Annotated in this window: 22 protein-coding genes and 3 tRNA genes; 13 read left to right on the top strand and 12 right to left on the bottom strand. The window is 65.4% G+C overall.

The window, feature by feature from the left end; all coding sequences use genetic code 11:
- The first annotated feature begins 100 nt into the window (after positions 1-100).
- The 4 genes from recJ to R9J51_RS11210 all read left to right on the top strand — a co-directional run bounded on the left by recJ (position 101) and on the right by R9J51_RS11210 (position 2,342).
- Entirely contained in the window at positions 101-1,915 is a 1,815-nt protein-coding gene (gene recJ / locus R9J51_RS11225) for a single-stranded-DNA-specific exonuclease RecJ (protein WP_179506434.1), read from the top strand.
- 104 nt (positions 1,916-2,019) lie between these two features.
- Positions 2,020-2,094, top strand: a tRNA-Glu gene (locus R9J51_RS11220).
- Positions 2,095-2,113: 19 nt separating this feature from the next.
- Positions 2,114-2,188 (top strand) — tRNA-Glu (locus R9J51_RS11215).
- A 79-nt stretch (positions 2,189-2,267) separates the two neighbouring features.
- Positions 2,268-2,342: transfer RNA gene (locus tag R9J51_RS11210), tRNA-Glu, on the top strand.
- A gap of 135 nt (positions 2,343-2,477) precedes the next feature.
- Here the strand turns inward: R9J51_RS11210 and R9J51_RS11205 are convergent.
- Both R9J51_RS11205 and R9J51_RS11200 read right to left on the bottom strand, forming a co-directional pair.
- Positions 2,478-2,699 (bottom strand): hypothetical protein, encoded by a 222-nt coding sequence (locus R9J51_RS11205; protein ID WP_169474068.1) that lies wholly within the window; start codon positions 2,697-2,699, stop codon positions 2,478-2,480.
- A gap of 155 nt (positions 2,700-2,854) precedes the next feature.
- Positions 2,855-3,070 (bottom strand): hypothetical protein, encoded by a 216-nt coding sequence (locus R9J51_RS11200; RefSeq protein ID WP_168554546.1) that lies wholly within the window; start codon positions 3,068-3,070, stop codon positions 2,855-2,857.
- Between the two features lie 114 nt (positions 3,071-3,184).
- Here R9J51_RS11200 and R9J51_RS11195 point away from each other — a divergent pair, with 114 nt between their 5' ends.
- From R9J51_RS11195 to phoB, 7 genes are all read left to right on the top strand, one after another.
- On the top strand, positions 3,185-4,378 hold the full coding sequence (locus R9J51_RS11195) for a sensor histidine kinase (protein WP_168554545.1): 1,194 nt from the start codon (positions 3,185-3,187) through the stop codon (positions 4,376-4,378).
- A 151-nt stretch (positions 4,379-4,529) separates the two neighbouring features.
- Positions 4,530-5,576, top strand: coding sequence for a substrate-binding domain-containing protein (locus R9J51_RS11190; protein ID WP_168554544.1), 1,047 nt, complete (start codon positions 4,530-4,532; stop codon positions 5,574-5,576).
- A gap of 22 nt (positions 5,577-5,598) precedes the next feature.
- Complete coding sequence (pstC, locus tag R9J51_RS11185) at positions 5,599-6,981, top strand: phosphate ABC transporter permease subunit PstC (RefSeq protein WP_179504498.1); 1,383 nt, start codon at positions 5,599-5,601, stop codon at positions 6,979-6,981.
- Entirely contained in the window at positions 6,974-8,257 is a 1,284-nt protein-coding gene (gene pstA, locus R9J51_RS11180; RefSeq protein WP_179504497.1) for a phosphate ABC transporter permease PstA, read from the top strand. Before pstC ends, pstA begins: the two co-directional genes overlap by 8 nt.
- Position 8,258: 1 nt before the next feature.
- Positions 8,259-9,101, top strand: coding sequence for a phosphate ABC transporter ATP-binding protein PstB (gene pstB / locus R9J51_RS11175; protein WP_432787393.1), 843 nt, complete (start codon positions 8,259-8,261; stop codon positions 9,099-9,101).
- An 11-nt stretch (positions 9,102-9,112) separates the two neighbouring features.
- The gene (gene phoU, locus R9J51_RS11170; RefSeq protein ID WP_168554541.1) at positions 9,113-9,796 is read left to right on the top strand and encodes a phosphate signaling complex protein PhoU; all 684 of its coding nucleotides are present in this window, start codon (positions 9,113-9,115) and stop codon (positions 9,794-9,796) included.
- A gap of 101 nt (positions 9,797-9,897) precedes the next feature.
- Positions 9,898-10,587 carry a phosphate regulon transcriptional regulator PhoB gene (gene phoB / locus R9J51_RS11165; RefSeq protein WP_168554540.1) on the top strand — a complete coding sequence of 230 codons (690 nt, stop codon included), beginning with the start codon at positions 9,898-9,900 and terminating at the stop codon, positions 10,585-10,587.
- 55 nt (positions 10,588-10,642) lie between these two features.
- Here the strand turns inward: phoB and R9J51_RS11160 are convergent, their stop codons facing one another.
- On the bottom strand, positions 10,643-11,524 hold the full coding sequence (locus R9J51_RS11160) for a LysR family transcriptional regulator (protein WP_168554539.1): 882 nt from the start codon (positions 11,522-11,524) through the stop codon (positions 10,643-10,645).
- Positions 11,525-11,710: 186 nt separating this feature from the next.
- Here R9J51_RS11160 and R9J51_RS11155 point away from each other — a divergent pair, with 186 nt between their 5' ends.
- Both R9J51_RS11155 and R9J51_RS11150 read left to right on the top strand, forming a co-directional pair.
- On the top strand, positions 11,711-12,010 hold the full coding sequence (locus R9J51_RS11155; protein WP_168554538.1) for a hypothetical protein: 300 nt from the start codon (positions 11,711-11,713) through the stop codon (positions 12,008-12,010).
- Positions 12,011-12,028: 18 nt separating this feature from the next.
- Positions 12,029-12,913, top strand: a complete 885-nt coding sequence (locus R9J51_RS11150; protein WP_168554537.1) for a bestrophin family protein — start codon at positions 12,029-12,031, stop codon at positions 12,911-12,913.
- An 87-nt stretch (positions 12,914-13,000) separates the two neighbouring features.
- On the opposite strand, the gene R9J51_RS11145 is transcribed toward R9J51_RS11150, so the two are convergent.
- The 9 genes from R9J51_RS11145 to R9J51_RS11105 are packed head-to-tail and all read right to left on the bottom strand — an operon-like array spanning position 13,001 to position 22,484.
- Positions 13,001-13,276 (bottom strand): DUF1467 family protein, encoded by a 276-nt coding sequence (locus R9J51_RS11145; RefSeq protein ID WP_168554536.1) that lies wholly within the window; start codon positions 13,274-13,276, stop codon positions 13,001-13,003.
- Between the two features lie 34 nt (positions 13,277-13,310).
- The gene (locus R9J51_RS11140) at positions 13,311-14,906 is read right to left on the bottom strand and encodes a ribonuclease J (protein ID WP_218843599.1); all 1,596 of its coding nucleotides are present in this window, start codon (positions 14,904-14,906) and stop codon (positions 13,311-13,313) included.
- Positions 14,907-14,959: 53 nt separating this feature from the next.
- Positions 14,960-15,766: a type III pantothenate kinase gene (locus R9J51_RS11135; protein ID WP_168554534.1), complete on the bottom strand. Its 807-nt coding sequence runs from the start codon at positions 15,764-15,766 to the stop codon at positions 14,960-14,962.
- Positions 15,766-16,512 (bottom strand): biotin--[acetyl-CoA-carboxylase] ligase, encoded by a 747-nt coding sequence (locus tag R9J51_RS11130; protein WP_179504495.1) that lies wholly within the window; start codon positions 16,510-16,512, stop codon positions 15,766-15,768. Before R9J51_RS11130 ends, R9J51_RS11135 begins: the two co-directional genes overlap by 1 nt.
- A 7-nt stretch (positions 16,513-16,519) precedes the next feature.
- Positions 16,520-17,983: an NADH-quinone oxidoreductase subunit NuoN gene (nuoN, locus tag R9J51_RS11125; RefSeq protein WP_179504494.1), complete on the bottom strand. Its 1,464-nt coding sequence runs from the start codon at positions 17,981-17,983 to the stop codon at positions 16,520-16,522.
- Entirely contained in the window at positions 17,983-19,515 is a 1,533-nt protein-coding gene (locus tag R9J51_RS11120) for an NADH-quinone oxidoreductase subunit M (RefSeq protein ID WP_168554531.1), read from the bottom strand. Before R9J51_RS11120 ends, nuoN begins: the two co-directional genes overlap by 1 nt.
- On the bottom strand, positions 19,512-21,557 hold the full coding sequence (nuoL, locus tag R9J51_RS11115) for an NADH-quinone oxidoreductase subunit L (RefSeq protein WP_179504493.1): 2,046 nt from the start codon (positions 21,555-21,557) through the stop codon (positions 19,512-19,514). The genes R9J51_RS11120 and nuoL overlap by 4 nt, the downstream gene beginning before the upstream one ends.
- Before the next feature lie 4 nt (positions 21,558-21,561).
- A complete protein-coding gene (gene nuoK / locus R9J51_RS11110) occupies positions 21,562-21,867 on the bottom strand; it encodes an NADH-quinone oxidoreductase subunit NuoK (protein WP_110761368.1) in 306 nt (101 codons plus the stop codon).
- Complete coding sequence (locus tag R9J51_RS11105; protein ID WP_168554529.1) at positions 21,867-22,484, bottom strand: NADH-quinone oxidoreductase subunit J; 618 nt, start codon at positions 22,482-22,484, stop codon at positions 21,867-21,869. Before R9J51_RS11105 ends, nuoK begins: the two co-directional genes overlap by 1 nt.
- Positions 22,485-22,487 lie beyond the last annotated feature (3 nt).

Below are 22,487 nucleotides of genomic sequence, written 5' to 3'. Positions count from 1 at the left end.
TCAAATCGGATATGAACGGCGCGTGGCCGATGCGGTTTCCACGGTGTTGGCGGCATCGGGCCGATTTGCCCCTGCCGCGCTGATCGGCTACCGCGCAGGGATGATCCCCGTCACTGCGATTACCCATTCCCTTTCCGGCCTCGCCTGGCGTTGGCGCGGCGGCAACATGGACCTTTCGGGCCGCTTCGGCCGCGCCGGTTCAGGCGACGATGGCCTGAGCAACGACCTGGTCGATCAACTGCTGCTCTCGCGCGGGGTGCCCCATGACGATCTGGAGCGGCACCGCCGCCCCACCTTGCGCGATTTCCTGCCCGATCCTTCGGTGTTTCGCGACATGGATGTGGCCGCCCGCCGCCTGGCGGACGCCGTGGTGCGGGCCGAGCGCATCACCGTCTATGGCGATTACGACGTCGATGGCGCCACCAGCGCCGCGCTGCTGCTGCGCCTGCTCCGCGCCTTGGGGGTGGAAGGTCAGGCCTATATCCCCGATCGCCTGCTCGAAGGCTATGGCCCGTCGGGCGAGGCGCTGGTGCGGCTGGGCCGCGAAGGCAGCCAGCTGATCGTCACGGTCGATTGCGGCGCGATGGCCCACGATGCACTGGGCCAGGCCCAGGCCGCCGGGATCGACGTGATCGTGGTGGACCATCACAAGTGCGCGGCCGAACTGCCGCCCGCCGTGGCCCTGGTCAATCCCAATCGCCTGGACGAGGAAGACGAAGCCGCCGCCCATGGCCATCTCGCGGCAGTCGGCGTCGCGTTTCTCCTTGCCGTGGCCACGGTCCGCGTGCTGCGGGTCCGCGGCTGGTTCGAAAGCCGGCCGACGCCCGATCTCATGACGCTGCTCGATCTGGTGGCGCTGGGCACCGTGGCCGACGTGGCGCAGTTGAAAGGCCTCAACCGCGCGCTGGTGGCACAGGGGCTTAAAGTCATGGCCAAGCGCGCCAACATCGGCCTGTCCGCGCTGATCGATGCCAGCCGCATCGCCCGCGCGCCCACGGCCAGCGACCTGGGCTTTGCGCTGGGCCCGCGCATCAACGCCGCCGGGCGCATCGGCGATTCCTCGCTGGGCGTGCGGCTGCTTACCACGCAAGACCCGGACGAAGCCAAGGACATCGCCACCCGCCTGTCTGCGCTGAACGACGAACGCCGCGCGATCGAGCAGGCGGTGCAGGAAGCCGCCGAAGCACAAGTGGAAGCGCAGCACAACCGTGCGGTGGTCGTGGTGTCGGGCCTGGGTTGGCACCCCGGCGTGATCGGGATCGTGGCCGGGCGCATCAAGGAAAAGACCGGCAAGCCCACGCTGGTCATCGCGCTGGACGATGGCGAGCAGGCCGAGGTGGACGGCGCCGGCATGGGCAAGGGCTCGGGCCGGTCCATTCCCGGCGTCGACCTGGGTGCCGCGATCATTGCCGCGCGCGAAGCTGGGTTGCTGGTCAAGGGCGGCGGCCATGCCATGGCCTGCGGCCTGACCATTGCGCACGATCGCGTCGAACCGCTGGCACAGTGGCTGGACGAGCGCCTGGGGCGCGATGTCGCCAACGCCCGCGCCGCGCAAAGCCTTGCGCTCGATCTCTCGCTAAGCCCCGGTGGCCTCACCCCCAGCCTGGTCGAAACGCTGGAGGGCGCCGGCCCCTATGGCGTGGGTTGGCCCGGCCCGCGCGTGGCGGTGGGGCCGGTGCGGCTGGTCAAATGCGATCTGGTGGGCAACGATCACGTGCGCGCAATCGTGGCGGGCGCCGATGGCCGCTCGTTCAAGGCCATGGCCTTTCGCGCCGCGCAAACTGAGTTGGGCCAGACCCTGCTGCATGGCTGCAAGGGGCGCCAGCTGTGGCTTGCCGGGCGGGTCCGGCTGGATGACTGGGGCAGCCGCCCGGCGGCCGAACTCCACATCGAAGACGCCGCTTTTGCCGATTGAATTTTCAGGCCCGATTTTTTTGGCGGGATTTTTTGGATCGCCGGGTTGACGCACCGCGCCCAGCCTAATAGAGGCGCGGACCTGCCCAGCGGCGCAAGCCCGGCGGCCCCTTCGTCTAGCGGTCAGGACGCGGCCCTTTCACGGCTGAAACACGGGTTCGATTCCCGTAGGGGTCACCATCATTGCACGCTGCCGGACGGCCCCTTCGTCTAGCGGTCAGGACGCGGCCCTTTCACGGCTGAAACACGGGTTCGATTCCCGTAGGGGTCACCATTCCCGCCTTCCCCAAGGTGTGGATTGCCGGCAACGCTACAATGCGCGATGCAGCCTATGGCACGCCTTTTCATGCAAAGGCCCCTTCGTCTAGCGGTCAGGACGCGGCCCTTTCACGGCTGAAACACGGGTTCGATTCCCGTAGGGGTCACCATGACGGCCGGTTGCCGCAGCACCGTTTGCAATCATGGTCCTGCGCCAAAGCGCCAGCCCCGATCACATTCCATTTTGGCACATCAGCGGGCGCGTCCCGGCGGCAACGCCTTGCCCGATGGCACCCCGTTGGCGCTCAATGCACCTGCGAGGATTGCATGGTTGCGGGGATGCCGGCGATGCCTTCCACCACGCGTGGGCCGGCCAGTTCCTTGCGCATGAGGTCGAGCACCATCGACAGGTGCGCAGCCGCCAGAGAGGCGCCCTGGCGATCCAGCACGGCCAGCGAGCCTTCGAGCATGCCGATCAGGTCGGCCAGAACGGCCTTGTCGGCGCCGGTGCGATCCGAGGGTTTCATGCTAACGTCCTTCCACTCCATGGCGCCGATCGGTTCATGCCGAACGCTGCATCCTCGTTGGGCCGTCCTGCGCACCCCACCGCCCTTGCGCATGCCATTGCCCCGTGCCTGCTTGCGGGCGAGCCATGAAGGGAATGTTCGACCTTGCCCCCCGTTTACGCGCCCCGGCGGCGCCCGGCCACGTCTTTCCCCGCAGCTTTGGCGGTATCGGCTGCAACCAGCGCATGTGCCAAAATGGCCAAGACAGCGGACTTCGGCAAAGCAAAACAATCTTTTATCCCGGCCAGATTTGCGCGATCAATGTGCCCGGCATAACCGGTCCCGCCGAAACGGAAGCAAAAGCTGGCGCGCCGCCCGGCCTTTGCGCCCACGCGCCTCTTCTGTGGACCGCAAGTGTGACAGCACCCACGCAGGCTTGCCGCCACCCCCTGCCCTCGCCTAACAGGTGGGCCATCTTCGTTTTCCTGCGAAAGTGACGTACCCCCATGAAAGGTCTGGCCCTGCCCTGGACAAGCGTGGCCATCGCGCTGGCGGCTGCGCTTGCCATGCCCTTTGCCGGCGCCAGCCTGTGGCTGGCCTTTGCAGTGCTGGTCGTGTGGCTTGCCTCGCTCTGGCTTGCCAGTCCCGAGCCCGAGATCGTCCAGGTCCGGCCCGAGGAAGGCAGCGTTTCGCGCCAGGCGATGGTCGCGCTGGTCGAACCGTTCAGCGTGCCCGTGCTGATGCTCGATCGCCAGCGCATCGCATCGGCCAATGCCGCCGCGCGCGAGGCGCTGGGCCCGCACATCGTGGGCCAGGATGCGCGCGTGGCGCTGCGCCATCCCGAAGCGATCACCCTGCTCGACAAGCCCGAGGGAACCGCGCTGGTTCGCGGGCTGACTGGCGCACGCAGCATCTGGCAGGTCAGCCGCGTGGCGATCGACGAACGGTTTTCGCTGATCGAGCTGGTCAACCGCACCGCCGAGGCCGACATCAGCCGCGCCCACACCGATTTCGTCGCCAATGCCAGCCACGAATTGCGCACGCCGCTCGCCTCGATCATCGGCTATGTCGAAACCCTGGCCGATCCCGATGCGCGCATCGATCCGGCCACTTCGGCCAAGTTCCACGCCACCGTCCTGCGCGAGGCCAAGCGGCTGCAGACGCTGGTGGAAGACCTCATGTCACTTTCACGGATCGAGGCGGAAAAGCACGAATTCCCGCGCGAGAAGATCGACCTGGGGCAAATGGCCCAGACGATCGCCAGCGAAGTGGGCTTTACCGTGGGCGACGAGCGGATCGTGGCCGAAACCGACAGCGGCCTGGTCTGCGGCGACCGCCAGCAACTGGACCAGTTGATCCGCAACCTGATCGACAACGCCTTCAAGTATGGCGATGCGCAGGCACCGGTGCGCGTGCGCGTGCGCCGCGAGGGCAGCGATGTCGTGCTCGAAGTGGCCGACCGCGGCGAAGGCATCCACCCCGATCACCTGCCTTACCTCACGCGGCGGTTCTACCGTTCCGATCCGGGGCGCAGCCGCGCGGCGGGCGGTACCGGGCTTGGCCTTGCGATCGTGAAGCACATCGTCGAACGCCATCGTGGCAAGCTCGATATCGCCAGCACCCTGGGCGAAGGCACCACCGTAACCGTCCATCTGCCGCTGGTGGATCTCGCTACCGAAGAGGCCGCGGCACAGGGCTGACCGGCGCTTTTCCGGGGGCTTGGCGGTTTTGTCACAATCGCTTCGGGAATTGTCATAAACCTGTCACACGCCGGTCGCATTGGCGCAGCATCCACCGGGACACATCCAGGCCACCAAGAACGGCAGGCCACGGGGAATGGAAGGTATTGCCATGGTCACGTTTCGCACTCTTGCTCTTTCGACGGCCGCGCTGGGTTCGTTTGCCCTGGCCGGTTGCGGCGGCGCCGACTCCGGCAGCCGCGACCAGGTCCGCGCGGTCGGCTCGTCGACCGTCTATCCCTTTGCCAAGGCCGTGGCCGAGCAGCTCGCCAAGAGCGACCCGTCGATCAAGTCGCCGATCATCGAATCGACCGGCACGGGCGCGGGCATGAAGCTGTTCTGCGCTGGCGTCGGCCCGCAGCACCCCGATATCGAAGATGCCTCGCGTCGCATGAAGAAGTCGGAATTCGACGAATGCGTGGCCAATGGCGTCAAGGACATCGCCGAAATCCAGGTGGGCCTGGATGGCGTGGCCTTTGCCGAAGCCAAGGGCGGCGCCAGCCTCGCCCTGACGCCCGAAGACATCTACAAGGCGCTGGCCAAGAATCCCTATGGCAAGCCCAACACCGCCAAGACCTGGCACGACGTGAACCCGTCGCTGCCCGCCGATCCGATCCTGGTCTATGGCCCGCCCTCCACCTCGGGCACGCGCGACGCGCTCAAGGAACTGATCCTGGCCAAGGGCTGCGATGCCAATGCCGAGATGAAGGCGCTCAAGGACAGCGACAAGAAGAAGCATGACGATGTCTGCACCCAGGTGCGTGAAGACGGCGTCTATGTGGATGCCGGCGAAAACGACAACCTCATCGTGCAGAAGATCGAAGCCAATCCCAAGGCGATCGGCATCTTCGGCTTCTCTTATGTCGAAGAGAACGCCGATCGCATCAAGGGCCTGACGATGAGCGGCATCACGCCGACCTACCAGACCATTTCCGATTTCAGCTATCCCGGTGCGCGCCCGCTCTACATCTATGTGAAGAAAGCGCATTTGAAGGCTATCCCGGGTCTTCAGGCCTATGTCACGCAATGGTCAAAGCTGTGGGGCAAGGATGGCACTCTGGCCAAGCTCGGCATGGTGGTTGCACCCGATGCCATCCTGGCTGAAAGCGCCAAGGCCGTGACCACGATGCCGTCGCTCGACGGTTCGCAGCTCAAGTAAGAAAGGACGGGTAAGCCCAGTCATGTCGCCAGCCATTCTTCTCCTGCTCGCCTTCGGGCTGGGCCTTGTCGGCTGGCTGGCGGCCCGCTCGCGTGCCTGGGCATTCCGCCGCGCAGCGCCGCACGCGCGGCTGCATTCGTTGCCCGGTTTCCATGCCTGGTACGTGGCGCTGTGGATCGCAGTGCCGGCGCTGGTATTTGCAGTGGTCTGGAACGCGGTCAGCCCGGCGCTGATCACGGCGCACGTGCTGGCCGATCCGGCCGCCGCCGCCCTGCCCGGCTTCGGCTTTGAACGCGAAGCCATGCTGGCGCAGGCGCGCGCCGTGGCCGAAGGCAAGGCCTATGGCGTGTTCATGCCCGAAGCCGAAGGGTTGATCGCGCCTTATCGCGTGGCGCTTACCCGCTATGAATCGATCGGCCTGGTCGTCACCATCCTGGTGGCGCTGGCCGGCGGGGCCTTTGCCTTCCTGCGATTGAAGCCCGATTTCACCGCGCGCACGCGGGTGGAGCGCGCGGTGATGGGCCTGCTGCTGATCGCCTCGCTGGTGGCGATCCTCACCACGGCCGGCATCATCGTCAGCCTGGTGTTCGAAACCGTGCGCTTCTTCGGCATGGTCTCGCCCATCGATTTCCTGTTCGGCACCCACTGGGCGCCCGATCCGATGAGCACGGGCGCGGTCGATGGCAAGCAGTTCGGCGCGATTCCGCTGTTCTGGGGCACGATCTATATCGGCGCGATCATCGCCATGCTTGTGGCCATTCCGCTTGGCCTGATGAGCGCGATCTTCCTCACCCAATATGCCTCCTCCACGGTGCGCAAGGTGATGAAGCCGCTGCTCGAAATCCTCGCGGGCGTGCCCACCGTGGTCTATGGCTATTTTGCCGCGCTCACCGTGGCACCCGCCGTGCGCGATTTTGCCCAGGGGATCGGCATTTCCAGCGCCTCGACCGAAAGCGCGGTGGCCGCCGGCCTGGTCATGGGCGTGATGATCATTCCCTTCGTCTCCTCCATGGCCGACGATTCCATCGCCGCCGTGCCGGATTCGCTGCGCGACGGCAGCCTGGCGATGGGCGCCACGCGCGCCGAAACCATCCGCAAGGTGCTGGTGCCCGCCGCGCTGCCGGGTATCGTTGCGGGCATCATGCTGGCGGTCAGCCGCGCGATCGGCGAAACCATGATCGTGGTCATGGCCGCCGGGGCCTCGGCCAATCTCACCGCCAATCCGTTCCAGTCGATGACCACGGTGACGTTCCAGATCGTCGCCATGCTTACCGGCGAAGGCAGCTTCGACCATCCTGCCACGCTTTCGGCCTTTGCCCTGGGCATGGTGCTGTTCCTTGTCACCCTGGCGCTCAACTTCATCGCCCTGCGCGTGGTGAAGCGCTATCGCGAAGCCTATGAGTGAGCCGACCATGGACACGCTGACCTCTTCTTCCGATACGCTGGCCGCGCAGCGCCGCGCGCGCATGGCGGCACGCCTGGGCAAGCGCCACGCTGGCGACCGGCTGTTCAAGCTGGCCGGCCTTGCCGCCGTGGCCTTTTCCGCGCTGGTGCTCGCATTCCTGCTGGTGTCGATGGCATCGAGCGGCCTGGCCGGTTTCCAGCGCAGCGAACTGCGCTTTGACCTGCCGCTGCGCGGCCAGCTTTCGATCGATCGCGATCGGCTGGCCCAGCCCGATCCGGCCAGCGCGCTCGAACTGGCGGGCCTGCCCGCCCTGGTCGATGCAGCCGCCGAAAAGGGCCTGGGCCAGGGCGGCGCCGCGCTGCTTTCCGATGGCGCCTGGCGCGAAGTGGCCACGCGCCTGGCGGCAAAGCCGGCGCTGCTCGATGAAGCCAGCATTGCCGTCTCGCTTCCCGCTTCCGACGGCCTTGCCTCCGCCCAGCGTGGCGACGGCCAGGAATCGCTGCGTCCCGTAGCGCAGCATCTGGTGGACCAGGGCAAGCTGGTGCGCGCATTCGATTGGGGTTTCCTGGCCCGGTCCGATGCCACCAGCCCGCAGGCCGTGGGCATCTGGGGCGCGCTCAAGGGCTCGATCATGACCATGCTGGTCACGCTGGTGCTGGCATTTCCGGTCGGCGTGCTCGCCGCGCTCTATCTGGAAGAATATGCCGCGCGCAACCGCTGGACCGAATTGATCGAAATCTCGATCAACAACCTGGCGGCCGTGCCTTCGATCATCTTCGGCCTGCTTGGCCTGGCAGTGTTCCTGGCGCTGTTCCCGCACTATCGCTCCGCCCCGCTGATCGGGGGCATGACGCTGGCGCTGATGACCATGCCGGTCATCGTGATTTCCGGCCGCAACGCCATCAAGGCGGTGCCGCCCTCGATCCGCGACGCTGCGCTGGCCATGGGTGCCAGCCCGGTGCAGGTGGTGTTCCACCATGTGCTGCCGCTGGCCCTGCCCGGCATCCTCACGGGCACGATCATCGGCATGGCGCGCGCGCTGGGCGAAACCGCGCCGCTGCTGATGATCGGCATGCGCGCCTTCGTCGCCTCGCCGCCGGGCGATCTCACTTCGCCTTCCACGGTCCTGCCGGTGCAGATCTTCCTGTGGTCCGACGAAATCGACCGCGGCTTCATCCAGCGCACCAGCGCTGCGATCGTGGTGCTGCTGATCTTCCTTCTGCTCATGAACGGTCTTGCCATCTACTTGCGCAACCGCTTCGAGAAACGGTGGTAACATGAACGCCCCCCTTCCCCTGACCGATGCCACGACCGAACCGACCGGCGAAACCGCGCCCATCGTCAACGCCCTGCCCGACGATGGCCCGGCCAAGATCAGCGCGCGCAATGTCAGCGTATTCTATGGCGCCAAGCGCGCGATCGACAGCGTCTCGATCGATGTGCCCAACGACTATGTGACGGCCTTCATCGGCCCCTCGGGCTGCGGCAAGTCCACGTTCCTGCGTTCGCTGAACCGGATGAACGACACCATTGCCCACGCCCGCGTCGAAGGGGAAATCCTGCTCGACGGGCAGGACATCTACCGCTCGGGCATGGACGTGGTGCAGTTGCGTGCGCGCGTCGGGATGGTCTTCCAAAAGCCCAACCCGTTCCCCAAGTCGATCTATGAAAACATCGCCTATGGCCCGCGCATCCACGGATTGACGACCAGCAAGAGCGAGCTTGACGGCATTGTCGAGACCTCGCTCCAGCGCGCCGGCCTGTGGGAAGAAGTCAAGGATCGCCTGGCCGACAGCGGCACCGCGCTTTCGGGCGGGCAGCAGCAGCGGCTGTGCATCGCCCGCGCCATCGCGGTCGATCCCGAGGTGATCCTGATGGACGAGCCGTGCTCCGCGCTCGATCCCATCGCCACCGCGCGTATCGAGGAACTGATCGACGAATTGCGCGGCCGCTATGCCATCGTGATCGTCACCCACTCCATGCAGCAGGCCGCCCGCGTCTCGCAGCGCACCGCGTTCTTCCATATGGGCAAGATCGTGGAATATGGCACCACCTCGGATATCTTCACCAATCCGCGGCAAGAGCGCACCAAGGACTATATCACCGGCCGTTACGGGTAAGGGAACGAGACGTGGCTGAACATACCGTCAAGGCATTCGACGAAGACATCACCCGCCTGCGCGGCCTGGTGGCGGAAATGGGCGGCCTGGCCGAACTTTCCATTACCGAGGCGATGGACGCCCTGGTCGGCGGCAACGAAGACCTCGCCGCCAGCGTGATCGCGCGCGACAAGCGCATCGACCAGCTGGAGGGCGAAGTCGATCGCCTCGCCATCCGCGTCCTCGCGCTGCGCGCGCCGATGGCCGACGACTTGCGCGAAGTGATCGCCGCGCTGAAAATCGCCGGCGTGATCGAGCGCATCGGCGATTATGCCAAGAACATCGCCAAGCGGGTGGGCCACATCGAAGGGCGCAAGCGCTTCGAACCGCTCACCCTGCTGCCGATCATGAACGAGCTGGCCAGCGACATGGTCCACGACGTGCTGACGGCCTATGCCGCGCGCGATGCCGTGGCCGCGGCCGAGATCGTGCGCCGCGATGCCAAGGTGGACGCGATCTATGACAGCGTGTTCCGCAACTTCGTGTCGTACATGGTGGAAAACCCCGCCACGATCAGCAGCGTGGCGCAGCTCATGTTCGTGGCCCGCAATATCGAGCGGATCGGTGACCAGGCCACCAATATCGCCGAAATCGTGCACTATGCCGCCACCGGCACTTATCTGCCCGAACGGGAAGACGTGATTCCGCCCGCGTAATCCACCGGGGGGACAACATTCCCGCCGGTTTCGTCATGGCCGCGTAACATTTGTCGTGCTTTCGCAAGGTTACGGTCAAGGTCCACTACCGGAGGTTCTGCGTGTCTGCCCCCAAGCTGCTTCTCGTCGAAGACGATACCGCGCTGGCCGAACTGGTCGAATACCGCTTTCGCGGCGAAGGCTATGACGTGCGCAGCACCGACGACGGTGACGAGGCCTTGCTGCTCGCGGCCGAGGATACGCCCGATCTCGTCCTGCTCGATTGGATGATCGGTGGCACCAGCGGGATAGAGGTGTGCCGCCGCCTGCGCCGCAACAAGGCCACCGCGCATGTGCCGATCATCATGCTGACCGCGCGCAGCGACGAGGACGATCGCGTGCGCGGCCTGGAAACCGGGGCGGACGATTATGTCACCAAGCCGTTTTCTCCCCGCGAACTGATTGCCCGCGTTGGCGCCGTGCTGCGCCGCGTGCGCCCGGCGCTGGCCGGCGAAACCATTACCGTCGGGGACATGAGCCTCGATCCTACCGCCCACCGCGTGACGCGGCGCGGGCAGTCGATCAAGATCGGCCCCACCGAATTTCGCCTGCTCAAGCATTTCATGGAGCATCCCGGCCGCGTCTTCTCGCGCGGGCAACTGCTCGATGCCGTGTGGGGCAGCGGCAGCGACATCGAACTGCGCACCGTGGACGTCCACATCCGCCGCCTGCGCCAGGCGATCGCCGTCCCCGGCGCCGCCGACCCCGTGCGCACCGTGCGCTCGGCCGGCTACGCGCTGGAAGGCGTGTAAAGCAAAGATCCTCCCCATCGGGAGGTCGCAGCCCGCAGCGGGCAGCGGCCTCCCCTCAAGCCAAGGCTGGCACCTGGTGCGCCAGGAATTGCAGGCACCGCCGCAAGCGCGGGGTGCGGCCCTGGCGCGGCTCGAACAGGGCAACCACGGGCAGCGCGGGCAGTTCCACTTCGGGCAACACCACTTCAAGCGCGCCGCTTTCCAGGTCTTCGGCCACTTCCCACAGCGAATGCAGGGCTATCCCGGCCCCGTCCAGCGCCCATGCCCGCGCCACGTCGGCATCGTTGGTGGCCAGGCCCGCTGGCAGCGCCAGGCTTTCAGGCAGCCCTTCGCGCAACACGGCGCCCGCTTCGTCCAGCACCACCACGTGATCGTGCCGGGCCAGGTCTTCCACCACGCGCGGCCGCCCGCGCCGCTCCAGATAAGACGGCGCCGCACACAACAAGCGCGGGTTGCTGCCCAGGCGGCGGCAGATCAGCGATGACAGCGGCGGCGTGGCAAAGCTGATCACCAGGTCGTGGCCGCTTTCCACCGGATTGCTCAGCGCGGGTACGCTGTCGAGATGCACGGTCACGTCCGGATGGGCCTTGGCAAAGCGCTGCAGCAGGTCACCCAGGCGGCGGCGGCCGAACGCCAGCGTGGTTGCCACCTTCAATGTACCGGCCGGCCCGAAGGCCCGCGTGCGCACCACGGTTTCAGCGCGCTCCATATCCGCCAGGACTTGCCCGGCCTGGCGATAGAACAACTGGCCTTCCTCGGTCAGCGAAAGGTGCCGGCTGTTGCGCCGGACGAGTGCCACGCCCAGGCGCGCTTCCAGTTGCGCCAGCCGGCGGCTGACCACCGGCAGCGACAAACCCAGGCGGACGGCCGCCTGCGACAGGCTGCCAGCCTCGGCAACGCGGACGAACGAGAGCAGTTCGGAAAATCGATCAGCCATGTCCCTACGATAGGAAGCGGGTGTTGCGTCGCAATATAAGGAAGGTTGCAGAACTGTTTGAAATCGTTGCCCACTCTTGAAATTGCCGAGCAACCCATTCAAAAGCATGATGTTTTCGGGAAATGCAAGCCACACTTGTCCTGCGCAGCCCTTCCCATGGGCCTGGCGCAACGCAAAATGATGGGCATGGCGGCGCGCCACGGTGGCGCGATCCACAACCATGGGAACCTGTCGATGGCCTTTGCATTCCCCTTTCGCAACACCACAGCGGATGTCGAACAACCGCTGCGCTGGAACGATATCGAAGCGCTGCCGGTGCATTGCGCACTGGTTGCCATGGCCGTGCTGGCCTGGCTGGCGTTCAACGAAGAAGGGCAGACACTGCAACTGGCGCTGGCCAAGTTGATCGGTATTATCGGCTGCATCGCGCTGCGGCGGGCCTGGCTGACCATGGATAACGGCAGCAGTTCGGCCGCACGCCTCTGACCAAGGGCTTATCCAGGCATGATCGTTGGCAAGACACCGCGTATCCGCATGACATTCGTGGCGGCGTGGAACACGCTGATCGCACTGTTCGTGTGGGACGTGGCGGTAACCGTCTTCTATTATTACACGCCGTTTCCCGCGCCGGCCCTGCCGCTTACCATTTTCGGCACGGGCCTGGCGCTACTGCTCGGTTTCCGCGTCAACTCTGCCTATGCCCGTTGGTGGGAAGGCCGCATCGTGTGGGGCGCGATGACCAACGCCTCGCGCAGCTTGGCACGCGCGGTGGGCGCGGCCCTGCCCGATCATGCCGAAGGCCAGGCACTGCGCCACGAAGTGGTACGGCGGCATATCGCCTATGTGCATGTGCTGCGCCACCAGTTGCGCGGTGAAAGCCCGGCGGACAGCGCGCATCGCGTGCTGGGCGATGGCGAAATTCCCGAATTGGGGCGCCGCAATCCCGCCAACGGCCTGCTCGAAGGCAATGGCATGCGCCTGGCCGCCGCGCTCCGCAAAGGCTGGATCGACACGGTCCAGTTGAACCGGATCGAAGCGATCATGGTGGACATCGCCAACGCCCAAGGCGCGATGGAGCGCCTGCGCAACACGCCGCTTCCCGCCCAATACCGCAGCTTCCCTACCTTCTTTACCCGGCTGTTCTGCGTGCTGCTGCCGATCGGTCTGGTCGAGACGCTGGGGCCGGCAACGCCGCTGGGTTCGGCGCTGGCCGGGTTCATGTTCCTGGCCGCGCTGCAGATCGGCGACGATCTGGTCAACCCCTTCGCCAACACGATCCACGATGCCCCGCTGACCGCGATGTGCGCAACGATCGAATCCGATTGCAACGAAAGCATCGGCCTGCCGCCCGTGCCGGTGGTTCAGCCCGACGGCGGCATCTTGTGGTGATGGGGCCCGTCCGTCGGGCCTGCGGTCTGCGCCATCCCCATCGGTGATGGCGAGGGCGAGCCGCCGCGAAGCCGCGATGGAGGGGCTTCAGTCGATCCCCAAAAGCCGCGACACATCAAGGTCTGCCGCCGTCACCCAGCCCTTGTAGAAATTCGCATAGAACAGCGCAAACAGCGCTGCCGAAACCAGCGTGGCGCGCAACAGCACCACGCGCGGCCGGAAATTGACCGGCGCGCTGGTGGCATGGCCAGCAGCCGGCGCCACGCCCACTTCATCAGGGGTGCGCAGGCCGAACGGCAGCACGGCAAAGGCCGAAAGCACCCAGAACAGGGCATAGATCGCCAACATCGACGTCCAACGCATCGTCTCTCTCCCTAGCCGCGCCGGCGCATGGGTTTCAGCGTTCGCGCAGCAGGACCTGCACCACCGGCTTCTTGCCGCACCAGCGCTGCGCGGTGCGTCTTACCGTAAGCCGCACGCACTCGGCAACGGCCACGCGATCGCGCTTGCGATCGCCCTTCAGCGCCTTGAGTGCCTTGGACACGTCCTCGCGGGCTTCTTCCAGGAAAGGCTCCATGTCCTCTTCCAGGGGCACGCCGATGCAGCCAATATCGACGCCCGACGCCTGCTTGCCTTCTGCGGTCACCGCCAGGGCAACGCTGACCAGGCCGTTGTTGCCCAGCTTGCGCCGCGCAGCCATGGCTTCGCCATCGGCCGGGGCGATGATATCGCCGTCCAGCACCAGGCGACCATTGCGCTCGGTGCTCAGCTTGACCGGCCCGTTGGGCGCCAGGCGCACCAAATCCCCGTTCTTCTGCACGATCGTCTTGGGAATGCCCTCGGCCTTGCCCAGGCGGGCCTGCTCGGCCATGTGGCGGATCTCGCCATGCACGGGCACTAGGATGTGCGGGCGCAGCCATTCATACAGCGCCATGAGTTCCGGCCGGCCTGGATGGCCCGAAACGTGGATCATCGATTGCTTGTCGGTGACCAGGCGCACGCCCTTTTCCACCAGCGCGTTCTGCACGCGGCCGATGGCCAGTTCGTTGCCAGGGATCTGGCGGCTGGAAAAGACCACGGCATCGCCCGCTTCCAGCTTGATCGGGTGCTGGTCGCCCGCGATCCGCGCCAGCGCGGCGCGCGCTTCGCCCTGCCCGCCGGTCGCCAGGATCAGCACTTCGCCGCGCGGCAGGTCCATCGCCGCGTCCATGCTGATCGGATCGGGAAAATCGAGCAGATAGCCCGATGCCTGCGATACCTTGATGATCCGATCAAGCGAACGACCCGCAACGCAGAGCTGCCGCCCTGTCGCCTCGGCCACTTCGGCCAGGGTCTGCAACCGCGCCACGTTGGAGGCAAAGGTCGTCACCACCACCCGGCGGCCCTTCAGTTCCGCAATGGTTTCCAGCAGGCCCGCACGCACCGCCCCTTCCGAGCCCGAAGGCTTGGGATTGAACACGTTGGTGGAATCGCACACCAGCGCCAGCACGCCCTCGTCGCCGATCGCGGTAAGTTCTTCCTCGGTCGCCGGGGTGCCCACGCGGGGCTCGTCATCCAGCTTCCAGTCGCCGGTGTGGAACACGCGGCCATAGGGCGTGTCGATCACCAGCGCATTGCCTTCGGCAATCGAGTGCGCCAGCGGCACATAGCGGATGTCGAACGCACCCAGCGAGAGGCTGCCCTCGTTCTCGATCAAGTTCAGCTCGACGCTGTTCTCGATGCCCGCCTCGACCAGCTTTTCATGCACGAGCCGCGCGGTGAACGGCGTGGCATAAAGCGGCACGCCCAGTTCCTGCGCAAAATAGGGCACGGCACCGATATGGTCTTCGTGCGCGTGCGTCAGGACGATGCCGAGCAGGTCCTTCTTGCGTTCCTCGATGAATTCCAGGTCGGCAAACACCAGTTCCACGCCCGGATACCAGGGATCGGCAAAGGTCATGCCCAGGTCGACCATCAGCCATTTGCCGTCACACCCATAGAGGTTGACGTTCATCCCGATCTCGCCCGAACCACCAAGGGCGAGAAACAACAATTCCTTACCGGGCTTCACTCTTGTGTCCTGTTCTGGGCGGCCCCCTGGGCGCGCTCTGCAAGCAAGGCCATGCCGTCCAACGTCAGATCGGCGTCAACATGGTCAAAAATCCGCGTGTGGCGGTCAAACAGCACGGCCAGGCCGCCTGTGGCAATCACTTTGGCCGGATGGCCGATTTCGGCGCGCATGCGGGCGATCAGGCCTTCCATCATCGCCACATAGCCCCAGAACACGCCGATGTGCATCTGGTCTTCAGTGTTGCGCCCTATCACGCTTTCGCCCTGGCGCGGCACGGAAATGGCGATGCGCGGCAATTTGGCCGCCGCGCTCACCAGCGCATCGAGCGACAGATTGATGCCCGGCGCGATGATCCCGCCCTTGTAGGTGCCCTCGGGGTCAACCCAATCGAACGTGGTTGCGGTGCCGAAATCGATGATGATCAGATGCTCGCCGGGATGGCGTGCATGGGCGGCGATGACGTTGAGCGCACGGTCCGCACCCAGCGAGCGCGGTTCGTCCACATCGGCAACGAAGCCCCATTCGGCCGCACCCTGGCCCGCCACCAGCGGTTCCAGGCCAAAATACTTGTCGGCCAGAACTTCCAGATTGTGCAGCGCGCGCGGCACCACCGTGGAAATCACGATCTGGCGCACGGCGTCGCGGGCAAAACCCTGGATCTGCATCAGTTGCAGCAGCCATACGGCATATTCATCGGCCGTGCGGCGCGGATCGGTCGCCACGCGCCAGCGCGCACGGATCGTCCGTTCCTCGAACAGGGCAAAGACGACATTGGTATTGCCGACATCGACCGCCAGCAGCATCACGCTTCTCCTCGGGCCGCGGAAGACCCCGGCTCACCCACCAGATCGACATCGCCGGCGTGAATGGCAAGAAGCCGGCCGTCCGCCAGGCGCAATTGCGCTACGCCATCGGCATCGATCCCGGCAAAACCACCCATGATCGGGCCATGATCCTTGTCATTGACGGAAACCAGCGTGCCACGTGGCACGGCACGCTCTTCCCAGGCGCGGCGCAGCGCGGGCCATTGCCCGGCGTGCCACGCTTCCAGGCGCGCGGCCCAGTGCGTCGCCAAGTGGGCGGCAAAGGCATCGCGATCGGTGCCATGCCCCAGGGCGGCAAGCGAAACGGTCTCCCGCCCGGACACCGGCGGCGCCACCGCCAGGTTCACGCCAATACCCACCACCACCGTATTGCCCACACGTTCCAGCAGGATGCCGGCCAGCTTGGCCTGGCGCACCAGCAGGTCGTTGGGCCATTTGAGGTAGAGATCGGGCAGCCCCGGCGCACAGGCGGCCACGGCATCCCACAGCGCGAGCCCCGCGACCAGCGCCAGCGTCTGCGGCGCGGCTTCATGGGGCGCGAGTTGCACGGCAGTGGAGCCCATGAAATTGCCGAAGCCATCGCTCCAGGCCCGCCCGGCGCGGCCGCGCCCGGCGCTCTGGCGATCGGCGATCAGCCAGTGCCCTTCCAAAAAGCAATCCCCCCCACCAGCGCGCGCCACAAGGGCCGCGTTGGTGGAGGGGATCTCTTTGACGAATTCGAGCAAGGGTGGCTCAGGCCACGTGGAACAGCGCAGCCGCCGCGTTGCCGGCCAGGGTGTGCAGCCAGCCCGTCAAGAGATAGCCCAGCGGCGAGATGAACAGCGTGGCGATCACCAGCAGCACGGTGTGCGCCACGTCGCTCTTGCCCGTCACCTTGTCGGTCGCGTCGTCGAAATAGAGCACCTTCACCACCTTGAGGTAGTAGAACGCGCCGATCACCGAAGCGGCGATACCGATGGCAGCCAGCGCCAGCAGGTTGGCCTGCACCGCGGCCTGGAACACCACGAACTTGCCCCAGAACCCGAACAGCGGCGGAATGCCTGCCAGGCTGAACATCACCGCGGCCAGCGCGGCCGCCAGGCCGGGGCGCGTCTTCGACAGGCCGGCAAGGTCGGAAATCGCTTCCACCGGCTCGCCATCGGCGTCCTTGAGCATCAGCACGGCGACAAAGCCAGCCACCGACATCGCCACGTAGATCGCCAGGTAGATCAGCATGGCGGCCGCGCCCGGCTGGTTGGCGCAAGCCAGGCCGATGAGCATGAAGCCGACGTTGTTGATCGACGAATAGGCCATCAGGCGCTTGATGTTGTTCTGCCCGATCGCGCCCAGTGCCCCGATCACGATCGAGAGCAGCGCGGCGAAGATCACGATCTGCTGCCAGGCGTGCGCCTGCGTGCCGAACGCTTCCAGGCTTACGCGCATCAGCAGCGACAGCGCGGCAACCTTGGGCGCCGTGGCGAAGAACGTCGTCACCGGGGTCGGCGCGCCTTCATAGACGTCGGGCGTCCACATGTGGAACGGCGCGGCGCTGATCTTGAAGGCCAGGCCGGCGAGCACGAACACCACGCCAAAGGTGGCGCCGGTGGTCAGCCCGTGGCTGAGCGCCAGGCGGATGCCTTCAAAGCTCGTCGTGCCGGTGAAGCCATAGGTCAGGCTGACACCGTAGAGCAGGATGCCCGAAGCGAGCGAGCCCAGCACGAAGTACTTGAGGCCCGATTCCGCCGAACGCTCGTCGCTGCGCAGCATCGAGGCGAGCACGTAGGAGGCAAGGCTGTTGAGTTCGAGACCGATGTAGAGCGCGAGCAGGTCACCGGCCGAAACCATGATCCCCATGCCGAGCGCCGCGAACAGCACCAGCAGCGGGAATTCGGCCCGCATGGCGCGCACGCGATCGAAGAACGCAGGCGCGACAATCAGCGTCACGCCGGCACCGGCATAGATCAGCAGCTTGGCAAAGGCGGCAAAGGCGTCGGCCCGGTACTGCCCGGAAAAGGCGGTCACGTCGGGGCCCATGGCCGAGCCGCACAGGGCGGGCGCGGCAATCAGCGCGCAGACTGTCAGCACGGCGACCGACAGTATGGAGATCAGGCGCGACGCCTTGTCTCCGCCCCAGGCGGCAACCAGCAGCAGCACCAGGCCGGAAATGCTGAGCACTTCCTCGGCCAGGGTGATCTGGAGAGAGCGAAGCAGTTCCATCAGTGCGCCTCCCCGTGCGCGGCTTCTTCAGGGGCCGGCTTGCCTGCCCCCAGTTTCAGTTGCGCGTCGCCCTTCGGCTTGGCCGGGGCCAGGCGGTGTTCGAGCGTGGCGATATCCTTGCGCATCGGCGCCAGGAAGCTTTCGGGATAGACGCCCATCCACAGCACCACGGCCGCGAGCGGCACCATCATCGCCCATTCGCGCTTGTCGAGATCGAGCATCGCGGCGGCATCGGCGTTCTTCTGGTCGCCAAAGATCACGCGACGATAGAGGTAGAGCATGTAGGCCGCGCCCAGAATGATCCCGGTGGTGCAGACCAGCGCCACCCAGCTGCTTTCAGCATAGACGCCCATCAGCGAGAGGAATTCGCCCACGAACCCGCTGGTGCCCGGCAGGCCGATCGAAGCCATGGTGAACAGCAGCATGAACAGCGCATAGTAGGGCATGTTGATGGCAAGGCCACCATAACGCGTGATTTCGCGGGTGTGGAGGCGATCATAGATCACGCCCACGCCGAGGAACAGCGCGCCGGCCACCAGGCCGTGGCTGAGCATGATCAGCATCGAGCCTTCGAGGCCCTGCGTGTTGAAGGCGAAGAGGCCGATCGTCACGATCGCCATGTGCGCGACCGAGGAATAGGCGATCAGCTTTTTGATGTCATGCTGGACCAGCGCGATCAGCGACGTGATCACCACAGCGGCCATCGACAGGCCCCACACCAGCGGCGCGAACTGCGCCGAGGCTTCGGGGAACATCGGCAGCGAGAAGCGGATAAAGCCGTAACCACCCATCTTGAGCAGCACGCCCGCCAGGATCACCGAGCCGGCGGTGGGCGCCTGCACGTGCGCGTCGGGCAGCCAGGTGTGCACCGGCCACATCGGCATCTTCACCGCAAAGCTGGCGAAGAAGGCAAGCCACAGCCAGGTCTGCGCATGGACCGGGAAGTTGTAGGCCATCAGCGTCGGGATGTCGCTGGTGCCGGCCACGTTGACCATCCAGAACATCGCGATCAGCATCAGCACCGATCCGAGCAGCGTGTAGAGGAAGAACTTGTAGCTGGCGTAGATGCGATCCGCCCCGCCCCAGATGCCGATGATCAGGTACATCGGGATCAGGCCGGCTTCGAACATGATGTAGAACAGGAACAAGTCCTGCGCCGTGAACACGCCGATCATCAGCGTTTCCATCAGCAGGAAGGCGGCATAATATTCGCCGGCACGCTTCTCGATCGAGTTCCAGCTCGCGCCGATGCAGATCGGCATGAGGAACACGGTCAGCGCGATCAGCAGCAGGGCGATGCCGTCGATGCCCAGCTTCCATTCGAAGCCCGAGAACAGCGCGGCGCGTTCCTGGAACTGCCACTGCGCGCCGCCGACATCGTAGTGCGCCCAAAGCACCACGCCCAGCGCGAAGTCGATCAGGGTTGCCACCAAGGCGATCAGGCGGGCCTGCTCGCGATTGGCCTTGAGGACCAGGCCGGCGCCGACCAGCGGCACCAGCATCAGGAGCGAAAGGATCGGAAAGCCGGTCATTGTGCGATCACCCAGCTGATCGCGCCGACGAGACCGACGAGCATGACCAGCGCATAGCTGTAGAGATATCCGGACTGGAGCTTGACCGCCCCGCGGCTGCCCTGCGCCACCAGCCAGGCAGCGCCGTTCGGGCCAAAGCGATCGATGATCCCGATATCACCCACCTTCCAGAACACGCGACCGAGCCACAGCGCGGGGCGCACGAAGATGAAGTGATAGAGCTCGTCGAAGTACCACTTGTTGAGCAGGAAGCGGTAGAGGAAGCCGAACTGCTCGACAAAGGCCGCCGGGAATGCCGGGTTCACGACATAGGCATAAGTCGCGATCAGGAAACCGGTGGCCATCACGCCGAACGGCGCCCACTTCACCCAGGTCGGCACATGGTGCGCGGCGTGGATCAGATGCTCGCTATAGACCAGCGCGCCCTTCCAGAATTCGCCCGTCCCTTCGCTGACGAAGGCATGGTTGAACACGAAACCGGCCAGCACCGCGCCCACCGACAGCACGATCAACGGCACCAGCATGACCAGCGGGCTTTCGTGCGGGTGATAGCCCGCCGTGCCGTCGCTGTGCGCGTCGTGATGGTGGTGATCGTGGCCATGATCGTGCGCGTGGTCGTCATGCCCGTGCGCATCGTGAACGGCGTGCTGGATATGCTCCGACTGCTCCCAGCGCGGCTTGCCGAAGAAGGTCAGGTAGACCAGGCGCCACGAATAGAAGCTGGTGAGCAGCGCGGCGAACACGCCCATGAAGAAGGCGAAGTGCCCCAGTTCCGTGCCCTTGGCCCAGGCGCTCTCCAGGATCGCGTCCTTGGAATAGAACCCGGCAAAGCCGAACACATCGACCAGGCCCACCCCGGTGATCGCCAGCGTACCGGCCATCATCGCCCAATAAGTGATCGGGATCTTCTTCCGCAGGCCGCCGTAATAGCGCATGTCCTGCTCATGGTGCATCGCGTGGATCACCGAACCGGCGCCCAGGAACAGCAGCGCCTTGAAGAAGGCATGGGTGAACAGGTGGAACATCGCCGCGCCATAGGCGCCAACGCCGGCGGCAAAGAACATGTAGCCTAGCTGCGAGCAGGTCGAATAGGCGATCACGCGCTTGATGTCGGTCTGCGTCGTGCCGACGGTGGCGGCAAAGAAGCAGGTCATCGCGCCGATGAAGGTTACGAAACCAGTCGCCGTGGGGCTCAGTTCGAACAGCGGCGAAAGGCGGCAGACCATGAACACGCCGGCGGTCACCATCGTGGCCGCGTGGATCAGCGCCGACACCGGGGTCGGGCCTTCCATCGCGTCAGGCAGCCAGGTGTGCAGGCCGAGCTGCGCCGACTTGCCCATCGCGCCGATGAACAGCAAGATGCAGATCACCGTGGCGGTATCAAAGCGATAGCCCAGGAAACCGATGGTCGAACCCGAAAGAACGGCTGGCGCGTCGTGCAGGATCTGCGGGATCGAGACGGTGTGGAACACCAGGAACGTCGCGAAGATACCCAGCATGAAGCCAAGGTCGCCCACGCGATTGACCACGAAGGCCTTCATCGCGGCAGCGTTGGCGCTCGGCTTGCGGAACCAGAAACCGATCAGCAGATACGAGGCCAGGCCCACGCCTTCCCAGCCGAAGAACATCTGCACCAGGTTGTCCGCCGTCACCAGCATGAGCATGGCGAAGGTGAACAGCGAGAGATAGGCGAAGAAGCGCGGCTGATCCGGTTCCTCGCTCATGTACCCCCACGAATAGAGGTGCACGAGGAATGACACGCTGGTGATCACCACCAGCATCACGGCCGTGAGCGTATCGACGCGCAGCGCCCAGAGGAAATCGAGATCGCCCGATTTCACCCAGTTGAGCACCGGCGTGACGCTGGCTTCGGCGTGACCGCCCAGGAACGAGAGGAAGATCGGCCACGACAGCGCGCAGGACACGGCCAGCGCGCCGGTGGTGATCACCTTGGCCGGGACCATGCCCAGCTTCTTGTTGCCAAGGCCGGCAACGATCGCTGCCAGAAGCGGCAGAAAGACGATGACGTTGATGGACGACATGGGTTCAGCCCTTCATCCGGTTGACGTCGTCAACGGCAATCGTGCCGCGGCCACGGAAGTAGATGACAAGAATGGCGAGCCCGATCGCCGCTTCGCCCGCCGCCACGGTCAGCACGAACATCGCGAAGATCTGGCCGACCAGATCGTGAAGGAAGACGCTGAAGGCGACCAGGTTGAGGTTCACCGACAGCAGGATCAGTTCGATCGCCATCAGCAGGATGATGACGTTCTTGCGATTGAGGAAAATCCCCAGCACGCCGAGCACGAACAGGATCGCGCTGACGATGACATAGTGTTCGATGCCGATCATCAGAGCGTGACCCCCTTCCCGACTTCCGGCTGAAGATTGATAGTCGCCTCTTCCGGACGGCGCGCGTTCTGGCGCGACACGTTCTGGCCGCGCACGTCGCCACGCTGGCGATGGGTCAGCACGATGGCGCCGATCATCGCCACCAGCAGGATGATGCCGGCGGTTTCGAACAGGAAGAGATAGCGCGAATAGAGCAGCGCCCCGATGGCCGCCGTGTTCGACAGGCCCGCGATCGGCGCAGTGGCCGCGTTCGCCGTGCCCAGCGCCAGGCCCCCGGCCTTGTAGGCGCCCACGCCCATGACCAGTTCGGCCAGGAGGACAAAGGCCAGCGCGAGACCCAGCGGGAAGTTCTTGATGAACCCGGCCCGCAGTTGCGAGAAGTCGATGTCGAGCATCATGACGACGAACAGGAACAGCACCGCGACGGCGCCGACATAGACGATCACCAGCAGCATGGCGATAAACTCGGCGCCGATGAGGATCATCAGGCCGGCCGCGTTGAAGAACGCCAGGATCAGCCACAGCACCGAATGGACCGGGTTGCGCGCGAGAATGGTTACCGCGCCCGAAAAGATCGTCAGCGTGGCAAAGAGATAAAAGGCAATTGCCTGGATCATGAC

Origin of the sequence: Novosphingobium rhizosphaerae, from assembly GCF_050920675.1 — a bacterium.
Taxonomy (GTDB): Bacteria; Pseudomonadota; Alphaproteobacteria; order Sphingomonadales; family Sphingomonadaceae; genus Novosphingobium; species Novosphingobium rhizosphaerae.
The sequence above is the reverse complement of the archived record's forward strand: the minus strand, read 5'-3'. Positions and strand labels throughout refer to the sequence as shown.

Bases quoted from the DNA above. Each gene is read 5' to 3' on its own strand.
- recJ (WP_179506434.1), top strand. From the start codon at position 101: ATGATCCCCGTCACTGCGATTACCCATTCCCTTTCCGGCCTCGCCTGG.
- R9J51_RS11205 (WP_169474068.1), bottom strand. From the start codon at position 2,699: ATGAAACCCTCGGATCGCACCGGCGCCGACAAGGCCGTTCTGGCCGAC.
- R9J51_RS11195 (WP_168554545.1), top strand. From the start codon at position 3,185: ATGAAAGGTCTGGCCCTGCCCTGGACAAGCGTGGCCATCGCGCTGGCG.
- R9J51_RS11190 (WP_168554544.1), top strand. From the start codon at position 4,530: ATGGTCACGTTTCGCACTCTTGCTCTTTCGACGGCCGCGCTGGGTTCG.
- pstC (WP_179504498.1), top strand. From the start codon at position 5,599: ATGTCGCCAGCCATTCTTCTCCTGCTCGCCTTCGGGCTGGGCCTTGTC.
- pstA (WP_179504497.1), top strand. From the start codon at position 6,974: ATGAGTGAGCCGACCATGGACACGCTGACCTCTTCTTCCGATACGCTG.
- pstB (WP_432787393.1), top strand. From the start codon at position 8,259: ATGAACGCCCCCCTTCCCCTGACCGATGCCACGACCGAACCGACCGGC.
- R9J51_RS11160 (WP_168554539.1), bottom strand. From the start codon at position 11,524: ATGGCTGATCGATTTTCCGAACTGCTCTCGTTCGTCCGCGTTGCCGAG.
- R9J51_RS11155 (WP_168554538.1), top strand. From the start codon at position 11,711: ATGGCGGCGCGCCACGGTGGCGCGATCCACAACCATGGGAACCTGTCG.
- R9J51_RS11150 (WP_168554537.1), top strand. From the start codon at position 12,029: ATGATCGTTGGCAAGACACCGCGTATCCGCATGACATTCGTGGCGGCG.
- R9J51_RS11145 (WP_168554536.1), bottom strand. From the start codon at position 13,276: ATGCGTTGGACGTCGATGTTGGCGATCTATGCCCTGTTCTGGGTGCTT.
- R9J51_RS11140 (WP_218843599.1), bottom strand. From the start codon at position 14,906: ATGAACGTCAACCTCTATGGGTGTGACGGCAAATGGCTGATGGTCGAC.
- R9J51_RS11135 (WP_168554534.1), bottom strand. From the start codon at position 15,766: ATGCTGCTGGCGGTCGATGTCGGCAATACCAATGTCGTCTTTGCCCTG.
- nuoN (WP_179504494.1), bottom strand. From the start codon at position 17,983: ATGGAACTGCTTCGCTCTCTCCAGATCACCCTGGCCGAGGAAGTGCTC.
- R9J51_RS11120 (WP_168554531.1), bottom strand. From the start codon at position 19,515: ATGACCGGCTTTCCGATCCTTTCGCTCCTGATGCTGGTGCCGCTGGTC.
- nuoL (WP_179504493.1), bottom strand. From the start codon at position 21,557: ATGTCGTCCATCAACGTCATCGTCTTTCTGCCGCTTCTGGCAGCGATC.
- nuoK (WP_110761368.1), bottom strand. From the start codon at position 21,867: ATGATCGGCATCGAACACTATGTCATCGTCAGCGCGATCCTGTTCGTG.
- R9J51_RS11105 (WP_168554529.1), bottom strand. From the start codon at position 22,484: ATGATCCAGGCAATTGCCTTTTATCTCTTTGCCACGCTGACGATCTTT.